Source organism: Streptomyces sp. NPDC004658, assembly GCF_040609555.1.
Lineage (GTDB): Bacteria > Actinomycetota > Actinomycetes > Streptomycetales > Streptomycetaceae > Streptomyces.
Window position 1 is genome coordinate 1 of the sequence record NZ_JBEXKG010000226.1, and the last position, 9,502, is coordinate 9,502.

At 73.4% G+C, this 9,502-nt stretch carries 7 protein-coding genes and 2 pseudogenes; 5 read left to right on the top strand and 4 right to left on the bottom strand.

Annotated features, from left to right (window positions below; translation table 11 throughout):
• Positions 1–215 precede the first annotated feature (215 nt).
• On the bottom strand, positions 216–893 hold the full coding sequence (locus tag ABZV94_RS37870) for a chaplin (protein ID WP_356348953.1): 678 nt from the start codon (positions 891–893) through the stop codon (positions 216–218).
• Between the two features lie 308 nt (positions 894–1,201).
• Between ABZV94_RS37870 and ABZV94_RS37875 the strand changes: the two genes are divergently transcribed.
• Together ABZV94_RS37875 and ABZV94_RS37880 are read left to right on the top strand one after the other, a co-directional pair.
• Positions 1,202–2,806, top strand: coding sequence for an alpha/beta hydrolase (locus ABZV94_RS37875; protein WP_356348955.1), 1,605 nt, complete (start codon positions 1,202–1,204; stop codon positions 2,804–2,806).
• Positions 2,807–2,992: 186 nt separating this feature from the next.
• Positions 2,993–3,550 carry a DUF4232 domain-containing protein gene (locus ABZV94_RS37880; RefSeq protein ID WP_356348957.1) on the top strand — a complete coding sequence of 186 codons (558 nt, stop codon included), beginning with the start codon at positions 2,993–2,995 and terminating at the stop codon, positions 3,548–3,550.
• Here ABZV94_RS37880 and asnB read toward each other — a convergent pair.
• On the bottom strand, positions 3,523–5,364 hold the full coding sequence (gene asnB / locus ABZV94_RS37885) for an asparagine synthase (glutamine-hydrolyzing) (RefSeq protein ID WP_356348959.1): 1,842 nt from the start codon (positions 5,362–5,364) through the stop codon (positions 3,523–3,525). The genes ABZV94_RS37880 and asnB overlap by 28 nt on opposite strands.
• Positions 5,365–5,653: 289 nt before the next feature.
• A pseudogene (locus tag ABZV94_RS37890) lies at positions 5,654–6,055 on the bottom strand (alpha/beta hydrolase); the annotation flags it as partial.
• 237 nt (positions 6,056–6,292) lie between these two features.
• Here ABZV94_RS37890 and ABZV94_RS37895 point away from each other — a divergent pair.
• Together ABZV94_RS37895 and ABZV94_RS37900 are read left to right on the top strand one after the other, a co-directional pair.
• Positions 6,293–7,387 carry a chemotaxis protein gene (locus tag ABZV94_RS37895; RefSeq protein ID WP_356348961.1) on the top strand — a complete coding sequence of 365 codons (1,095 nt, stop codon included), beginning with the start codon at positions 6,293–6,295 and terminating at the stop codon, positions 7,385–7,387.
• Between the two features lie 67 nt (positions 7,388–7,454).
• Entirely contained in the window at positions 7,455–8,480 is a 1,026-nt protein-coding gene (locus tag ABZV94_RS37900) for a Gfo/Idh/MocA family oxidoreductase (protein ID WP_356348963.1), read from the top strand.
• Between the two features lie 26 nt (positions 8,481–8,506).
• Here ABZV94_RS37900 and ABZV94_RS37905 read toward each other — a convergent pair whose 3' ends face one another.
• Positions 8,507–8,920, bottom strand: a complete 414-nt coding sequence (locus ABZV94_RS37905; RefSeq protein WP_356348964.1) for an SsgA family sporulation/cell division regulator — start codon at positions 8,918–8,920, stop codon at positions 8,507–8,509.
• A 347-nt stretch (positions 8,921–9,267) separates the two neighbouring features.
• Between ABZV94_RS37905 and ABZV94_RS37910 the strand changes: the two are divergent.
• Positions 9,268–9,502 (top strand): annotated as a pseudogene (locus tag ABZV94_RS37910) (phosphatase); the annotation flags it as partial.

Here is a 9,502-nt window from a genome sequence, read left to right on the forward strand (position 1 = left end):
CCGGGATCCGGTGGGCCGCACGGCGGGCCGGGATCCGGTGGGCCGCACGGCGGGCCGGGATCCGGTGGGCCGCACGGCGGGCCGGGATTCGGTGGGCCGCACGGCGCCAGACACCAGTGGAGCCGCGCGCGGGCGCCTGGCACCGGTGGATGTCGGCCCACCTCGTTGCTCGCGCCCCCGTGTCCCCCGCCGGCCACGGCCTCCGCGAAGGCGGGTCAGTGGGGGCGGCCCGGGCGGAAGCGGCGGTACAGGATCGCGCCGGTGAGGAGGAGCGCGGCGCTGCCGGCGACGGCCGGGGTCGTCACGTCCGCGCCTGTGTGGGCCAGCGTGGAGGTCGCCGGGTGCGGGGCGGGGTGCGACCGGGCCGGGGCCGGCGGCTTCGGGGTCCGGGGCGTCGGGGCTGGGGTCCGAGGGGGCGGGGCCGGCTCGTCGCCGTGGCCGTTGACCGACTGGTTGCCGTGGGCCGGGTTGCCGATGCCGACGACGTCGACGCTGTTGCCGCTGACGTTGACCGGCAGGTCGACGGGGAGCTGGATGCCGTTGCCCGAGAGGATCCCGGGCGAGTCCTCGGCACCGCCGTGGGCGGAGGCCCCGCCGGAGGCGGCCGATGCACCGTCCTTCGCCGTGCCGCCGCTCTTCCCGGTGCCGCCGCTCTTCCCGCCGCCGGTGTTCGCGCACGCGTTGCCCGCGGCCGGGTTGAGCAGCCCCACGACGTCGACCGTGTTGCCGCAGACGTTCACCGGCACGTGCACCGGCAGCTGGATGCCGTTGCCGGAGACCAGCCCGGGCGAGCCGGCCGCCGAGCCCTGGGCGTCGGACCCGCCCGCCGCGAAGGCGGCGGACACCGGCAGCGCCACGGCCCTCGCGCCGGACGCGGCGGCGACGGCGATCACACCGTTTCGGGTAGCCCGTCTCATAGGTTCCCTGCCTTCCAGACATCATCGCGAGCACTCACCCGCACCACCTAAAACGGAGGCGAACCAATCGGAGTTATGGCTAATCGGTCTTTCACCCCATCGAGCGGCACGGTTATCGAACTGCATGTAAAGCCGCTGAAAGATCACCAACGGGGGCAGGGAGGGCGCGCACGATACCTCGGCGGGAGCCGCCCCGCTCGCCCGGAGGCGGGCCGTCCGGGGCCCGCTTAACCTGTTCCGAGGGCGCCGTCCCCGGTCCCGGCGGGCGCCCCGGGAGGCGAACGATGCTGGCCAAGCTGTCCACACGGCAGGCCGTACGGCGCTGCGCGGGTGCCTCGGCCCTCGCCCTGGCGCTGCTCGGGGCCGGGCTGCCGACGGCCGCCGCCGACCCGCCGCAGCCCGACCTGTCCCGGTTCTACCGGCAGAAGCTCACCTGGGCCGCCTGCGAGGGGCCGGACCTGCCGAAGGACCTCCAGTGCGCGAAGGTCACCGTGCCCCTGGACTACGCGCGGCCCCGCGCCGGCACGCTCGACGTGGCGCTGGCCCGCTACCGCGCCAGCGGCACGCCCCGGGGCTCGGTGCTGCTGAACTTCGGCGGCCCGGGCGGCGCCGGCATCCCCGAGCTGGCCGCCGAGGGCAACCAGTTCATGGACCTGACCAAGGGCTACGACGTGGTCACCTTCGACCCGCGCGGGGTCGGCCGGTCCTCGCCCGTCAGCTGCGGCGAGGGCGGTGACGTGGCCTCGGCCGTGACGGAGGAGGACACCGACATCAGCCGTCCGCAGGCGCTGCTGAAGCGGTTGCGGCAGGCCGCCGACCAGTGCGCCCGCTTCTCCGGCCGGGTGCTGCCGCACATCGGCACCGTGAACGCCTCACGCGATCTGGACGTCATCCGCCAGGCGCTCGGCGACGACCGGCTCAACTACCTCGGCTTCTCCTACGGCACCCGGCTCGGCGCGGTGTACGCGGCGCAGTTCCCCGGCAAGGTCGGCCGGGTCGTCCTGGACGGCGTGGACACGCTGACCGAGTCGCTGGCCGAGCAGGGGGTGGCGGGGGCCGAGGGGCAGCAGACGGCGCTGGACGACTTCCTGGACTGGTGTGCGACGGATCTCGGCTGTCCGTTCGGGCGGGACCGGCGCGCGGCCGGCGACGAGGTGATCCGGCTGGTGCGCTCGCTCGACGAGAACCCGGTGCCCACGGGCCGCGGCGGCTCGTTCTCCGGCCAGGACCTGGTGGGCGCCATCGGACAGGCCCTGTACAGCAGGGAGCTGTGGCCCTCGCTGGAGCGGGCACTGGCCTCGCTGGTCGAGGACGGCGACACCCGGCGCGTCGAGGCCTTCGCCGCGGGCGGGATCGGCCTGCCCCGCGAGCGGTACCGGTCGGACGGCGGGCTGGCGGAAGCCCAGGACGTCCCGGCGGACAACCTGCCGGCCGCGCTGATGGCGATCAACTGCGCGGACGACCCCGACCGGCCCACCGCGGCCCGGCTCACCAGGGACCTGAAGGACCTGCGGGCCGCGTACGACGAGGCCTCGCCGGTCTTCGGCCGCTACCGGCTCACCCAGCTCCTGATGTGCTACGGCCGGCCCAGGGGCACCGACTTCATCCGCGACCGGGTGAAGAACGTGCACTCGGCGAAGATGCTGCTCGTGGGCACGCGCGGCGATCCGGCGACGCCGTACCGGTGGACCGTGGAGACGGCGCACCGGCTCGGCTCGTCGGCGGTGGTGCTCGACAACAAGGGTGACGGCCACACCGGGTACTCGTCCTCCACGTGTGTGAACCGCAAGGTCAACGATTTCCTGCTGTACGGCTCGCTGCCCGCGAGCGGTAGCTCATGCCCGGCCGACGCGACCCCCCCGAGTGTCCCCCCGGACAGCGCCGGCTGAGGGCCGCGCGCCACCAACAGCCGGTCCGCCTCCGCGCCGGCCGGTGCCGGACGTGGCGCATCCGGGTGAATGCCGTGCGCCGGGGCAACCTCCCGGCCGCCCCGGCCGTCCCCACTCACGAGGCGCGCCCAGCCAGGCCGCCGTACCCCTCCGTATCCCCTACGTGACCGCGACAGGGAGCCCGTCATGCGCATGCGCGCCGCCATCGCCGTACCCGCCGCCTCGGCCGCCGCGGCGGCCCTGCTGCTGACCGCGCCGCAGAGCCAGGCCGCCCCCGGCCAGGACCGGCCCGCCCGCTGCGCCGAGAAGGCGCTGACGATCCGGGCGAAGGCCGTGGCCGGCCACCCGACCGTGCTGCGCACCAGCGTCACCAACCGCGCCGCGCGCGCGTGTCTCGTCGACCGGGTGCCCACGGTCACCTTCGGGGACCTGGACGGGATCGCGCTGCCGGTGCCGGAGGGCGGCACCGGCACCTACCGGCTCGCGGCGGGCGGCACGGCCTACGCCGACGTGCGGACCATCGCCGACCCGGCGGACCCGGAGGCCCGCCGGGTGGTGGGGGTCGGGGTGGCGGCGTCGGCCGAGCACGAGGGCCGCTCCTTCACCGCCGGGCGGCTCGGCACCGGGCGCCGGGTGCTCGTCTGGGAGCCGGTGACCACGTGGTGGCAGGGGTCGGCGGCGGCCGCCGACCGCGCCATCGGGCTCGGCCGGCCGGCTCAGTCCAGCACCAGCTCGGGCGAGTAGAGGTCCAGCCACGCCGCGAGGTCCAGGGTGCGTTCGAGGCCGCGCCGGGCCGCCTGGGTGCTGACCGGTGCCTCGCGTTCGGCGGCCTGCCGGACCCGGTCCCGGTCGACGAGGTCGAAGACGGGGTGGGAGGGCCGGGCGAGCAGCTCCTTGGTCTGCTCCTGGAGGGCGCGGGCGTAGCGGGGGTCCTGCGTGGACGGGTACGGGCTCTTGACGCGCTCGTACACGGAGCGCGGCAGGACGTCCACCGCCGCCTCCCGCAACAGGCTCTTCTCCCGGCCGTCGAAGGACTTCAGGGCCCAGGGCGCGTTGTAGACGTACTCGACCAGCCGGTGGTCGCAGAACGGCACCCGGACCTCCAGTCCGACGGCCATGCTCATGCGGTCCTTGCGGTCGAGCAGCATGCGCACGAAGCGGGTCAGGTGCAGGTGGCTGATCTGCCGCATCCGGTACTCGAAGTCGCTCTCGCCGTCCAGCCGGTCGATGCCGGCGACGGCGGTGCGGTAGCCGTCGGCGACATAGCTCTCCAGGTCCAGGGACTTGGCGAGGTCGGCGCGCACCACGCCGGCGTCCTCGCCGAAGTGGCGGCCCATGGTCGCCAGCCACGGGAAGGTGTCGGCGCGGCGCGCCTCCTCGTCGAAGAACTGGAGGTAGCCGCCGAAGACCTCGTCGGCGGACTCGCCGGACAGGGCCACCGTGGACTTCTCCCGGATGGCGCGGAAGAGCAGCAGCAGCGAGCTGTCCATGTCGCCGAGACCCGACGGCAGGTCGCGGGCGCGGACGACCTGGGCGCGGACGGCGGGGTCGGCGAGGGCGTCGGCGTCGAGCACGATGTCCTGGTGGTCCGTGCCGGCGAGCCGGGCCACGTCGTGCACGAACGGCGTGTCGGGGGTGCCGCGCAGTTCGTCGGCGACGAAGTTGTCGGTCTGGCCGACGAAGTCGACGGCGAAGCTGCGCACCTTCTCGCCGTCGGCGGCGAGTTGACGGGCGGCCAGCGCGGTCATGGCGGAGGAGTCGAGTCCGCCGGACAGCAGGGTGCAGCGCGGCACGTCGGCGACGAGCTGGCGGCGCACGATGTCGTCGAGGAGCGAGCGCACGGTGGCGATGGTGGTGTCGCGGTCGTCGGTGTGCGGGCGGGTCTCCAGGCGCCAGTAGACGCGCGTGGACAGTCCGGAGCGGTCGACGGTGACGACCGTGCCGGGCTCGACCTCGCGCATGCCGTCCCAGAAGGCGTGGCCCGGCGTCTTGATCATGACGAACAGCTCGCGCAGGCCGTCCAGCGTGACGCGCGGCCGGACCAGCGGGTTGGCGAGGATCGCCTTGGGTTCGGAGCCGAAGAGGACACCGTCGGCGGTGGGTTGGTAGTAGAACGGCTTGATGCCCATGCGGTCGCGGATCATGACCAGCTTGTCGTGGCGGCCGTCCCACACGGCGAACGCGTACATGCCGTTGAGCCGTTCGGCGACGGCGTCGCCCCACTCCAGGTAGCCGTGCAGCACGACCTCGGTGTCGGAGTCGGTGGTGAACCGGTGGCCACGGTCCGTCAGTTCCCGGCGCAGCTCGGTGAAGTTGTAGGTCTCCCCGGAGTAGACGAGGGCGACGGTGCCCTCGGGGGTCGGCTGGGACATCGGCTGACGGCCGCCGGGGAGGTCGATGATGGCGAGCCGGCGGTGTCCGAGGGCGGCGGGGCCCTCGGTCCAGGTGCCGCGGTCGTCCGGGCCCCGGCAGGCCATCGTCTCGGTCATCGCATGCAATGTGGTGGTCTCGGCCGTCAGGTCGCGGTCGAAGGAGACCCATCCGGTGATGCCGCACATGCGCTACCTCCTGCCTCCGGCTGCCCGTCGGTCCCGCCTTGACCTGCGCCTTCGTGGTAAGCGACGACCGGCCGGGACAAACCAGTTGTATCGAGCACCTATATGACGAGCGTCCGTCGGGCGGCCGGCCGCGTCAACGCGGCCGTAACACGGTCCGGTCTCCCGTCCCCACGATTTCGGCCGCGTTTTGCCTTAGCAAAATCTGCGGAGAGGCCCCTTACCGGGCACGGAGCGAAATGAATCGGCCACGGGCAAAAACTTCCTCAAGCGGACGGAGCAAGGCGCCTCACTACGGCTTCGCGTTCAGAAACGAGTCGAGCGCTCCGGTCAGCTCGGCCGGCTTCTCGACGGGCAGTTCGTGACCCGCGTCCAGAACCCGGACGACCGCGTCGGGGCAGGCCTTGGCCAGCCGGAGCATCTGCCCCACCGGCAGCTGGACGTCGTGGTAGCCGTGCACGAGCAGGGTCGGTACGGCGATCTCCCCGGCCCGGTCCAGGACGTCGAAGGCCCGCATGGCGCCGTAGAGCGTCATGACGACCTCGCGCGGCGTGGCCGCCGAGGCGCGGATGTGCGCCCGGATCTCCTCGCGCGGATGGCCCGGCGCGAAGGCGCGTCGGATGTTGGCGGCCACGAACATCCGGAACGGCACCAGGGTGGAGGCCGCCATCAGCAGGCCGCGGGCACCACGGGCACCTGCGCCGCGTCGCGCGGGCCCTCGTCGTCGTACGTCAGCGTCGCTCCGTCGACGTCGAGCTGCGGCATGGCGGCCTCCTGGGTGCGGCACGGTCCGGTTACTGACGAGTACGGCAACGGGCCGCGCGGCCCGCGTCACCGCCGTCCACCGGGAGTCCGAGCGGCGGCCGACGGAGAGACGGATGTCCGGATTACCCCGAATGCCGTAAAGGTGGATCCGCCCTATCGTCGTGTCATGGAGCACGCACTGAGTCCCGCGACCCTCGCCGAACTACGGCGCCCGCGCCCCTATCCGGCAGTCTCCGTGCTGACCCCGACGCACCGCCGGGAACGCGGAAGCGGCCAGGATCCGGTCCGCCTGCGCAACGCGCTGACCGAGGCCCGCCGACGCCTGGAGTCCGACCCCGCCGTCACCCGCGAGCGGCGTGCCGACGTCGAGGCACAGCTCGACCGGGCCCTCGCCGAGGTCGACCTGACGCATGCCGAGGACGGCCTGGTGATCTTCGCCGCGCCGGGTGAGCACCAGGTCTGGTCCCTGTCCCGCAGCGTCCCCGAGCGGGTGGTGCTGTCCGACACCTTCCTCACCCGCAACCTGGTCGCCGCACACACCGCCGAGCGGCCCTACTGGGTGCTGTCCGTCTCCGCGGACCGCGTCACCCTCTGGGGCGGCGGCCCGGACCGGGTCGTCGAGGAGCCCCTGGGCGGCTTCCCGCTGGAGCGCAGACGGGAGAACTTCGACGCCGAGCGCCAGATGCGGATCGGTGATCTGCCGAGCACCTTCCGCGACGAGGGCACCCGCCAGTTCCTGCGCGAGGCGGACACCGCCATGGGCACCGTCCTGCGCGAACAGCCCCGGCCGCTCTACGTGATGGGCGAGCAGGCGGCGCTGTCCCTGCTGGACGAGGTCGGCACTGTCGCCAAGTCCGCCGTCCACGTCCCGCACGGCGGCCTCGGGCACGCCGGCCCCGACGCGGTCTGGCAGGCGCTGCGCCCGGTGCTGGCCGAGGAGTCCCGCAAGGACGCCAGGACCGTGGTCGAGGAACTGACCTCGGCCCGCGGTCACCGCACGTACGCCGCCGGGCTGGACGAGCTGTGGCAGAGCGCCCGCGAGGGCCGGGTCCGGCTGCTGGCCGTGGAGGAGAACTTCCGTGCCACCGTCCGCGATCTCGGCGAGCATCTGGTGCCGGCCGAGCCCGGTGACCTGGACGCCCGCGACGACATCGTGGACGAGATCGTGGAGCAGTGCCTGGAGACGGGTGCCGAGGTGCGCTTCGTGCCCGACGGCACGCTGAACGAGGCCGACGGCATCGCGGGAGTGCTGCGGTACTGACCCCGAGGGGCCCGCCCTTGCGTCGGCGTACGCTACGGCGTGATCGTCGGCGTAAGGGAGCGCGCACATGGGTGACCTGCTGGGTGTGGCGGTACTGGGTGCCGGACACATGGGGGCCGATCACATACGACGGCTCGACCAGGTGGTCAGTGGGGCCAGGGTCGTGGCGGTGGCCGATCCCGATGCCGAGCGGGCCGCGTCAGCGGTGGCCGGGCTCGACGGGGCCGACGTGCACACGGACCCGGTGGCCGCGCTGGACGCGCCCGGTGTGGACGCCGTCCTGATCGCCTCCCCCGGCCCCGCGCACGAGGAGGCACTGCTCGCCGCCTTCGCCCGCCGGCTGCCGGTGCTGTGCGAGAAGCCCATGGTGCCGGACTCCGCCGGTGCCCTGCGGGTCGTGGAGGCCGAGGCGACGCTCGGCCGCCGGCTGGCGCAGATCGGCTTCATGCGCCGCTACGACGCCGAGTACCGGCGGCTGAAGGCCCTGCTGGACGGGGGCAGCCTGGGCCGGCCCCTGATGCTGCACTGCACGCACCGCAACGTCTCCTCCCCCGCCGGCTTCACCAGCGCGATGCTGATCAACAGCTCGGTCTCGCACGAGATCGACGCGGCCCGCTGGCTGCTCGGGCAGGAGCTGACGGCGGTCACCGTGCTGCGGCCCACGCCGTCCGCGGGCGCGCCCGAGGGCCTGCTCGACCCGCAGTTCGTGCTGTTCGAGACCGAGCGGGGCGCCCTGGTGGACGTGGAGGTCTTCGTGAACAGCGGCTTCGGCTACCAGGTGCGCTGCGAGGCCGTGTGCGAGGCGGGCAGCGCCCGCATCGGCGACGAGCACACCATGGTGGTCACGACCCGCGGCAGCGCCCGGGAAGAGGTCGCGCAGGACTACCTCGTCCGCTTCGCCGACGCCTACGACCGCGAGCTGCAGGCGTGGGTCGACGCGACCCGGCGCGGGGAGGTCACCGGGCCGGACGTCTGGGACGGCTACGCGGCGTCCGTCGTCGCCGAGGCGGGGGTCCGGGCGCTGGAGACCGGCGGCCGGGTGGCCGTCGAGCTCGCCCCGCGTCCGGACCTGTACGCCGGGCCCGTCCGCTGACACCGTCGCCGGTGTCCGGCGCCGGCTCACACCCCGCCGAACAGCGCGCTCAGCCCCCGCTCCACCACTGCGGCCACATCCTCCTGGCCGCCGGCCACCACCTCGTACGTGCGCACCAGGAAGCGCCGCAGCGAGGACGCCGGGAACAGCAGCAGGGCCATGCCGTGCGGCGAGTGGAACTCCACGACCGTCCGGGTCCGGCCGTACGGCCATATCTGCACGTCCCCATGGCCGGCGGGGGCCCGCAGACCCTGGTCGAGCAGGGTGCGCGCGAAGGTCCAGGTGACCTCCTCGCCGTGCAGCGCGGCCTCGGCCGGGAAGTCCACGAACACGGCGAGGGGTTCGGCGGCGGTGTAGCGAAGAGTGGCGGACACCGGGACCTCCTGGTGCTGGGCGGTGACGAGCCGGGCCTCGGCGAGCTGTTCGACGGTGATGTCCATGCTCTTAAGGAGTCGGCGCGGCCCTCTGACATGCCGCCAATTCCGGTCAGACTTCGGCAGGTACCGGCCGCTCCGCACCGCCATGGAACAGACGAACGTCGAACACGCGCTTGAACACCGGCGCCGGACCGCGCCGATTGGCTCAACTCACGTAGAAGTGCTACGACTTGGCCACCTCGGCGACTACGTCGTTCGTACCCGCGGATCACTCCGGGAAGACTCTGGCATATGCCAGAAGCACCACCGTATCGTGTGTTGCCAAATCCCTTACAGGGCGTCGCGGGCTGTGCGACAGTCGTAGCGGTCCCCCGTCGTCCCCGTCGTCACCGTCCCCATCGGAGTGCGTCATGCCGTCCCCAGTCTCCGCGGACCGCCCAGCCGCCCAGCCGCCCGGACGCGGCACGGTCGAGGCGCTGATCACGCAGGCGCGGCGGCTCAAGGGCGACGTGGACGCCGTACGGCGGGACACCCGGAGCGACGGCACGGACCCCGAGGAACGCTGGCAGCGCGCCCTGTACGACCTCGCTCTGCACCAACTCGACGACCTGGACGCCCACTTGGCCCAGCTGCGGGACGGCCCGC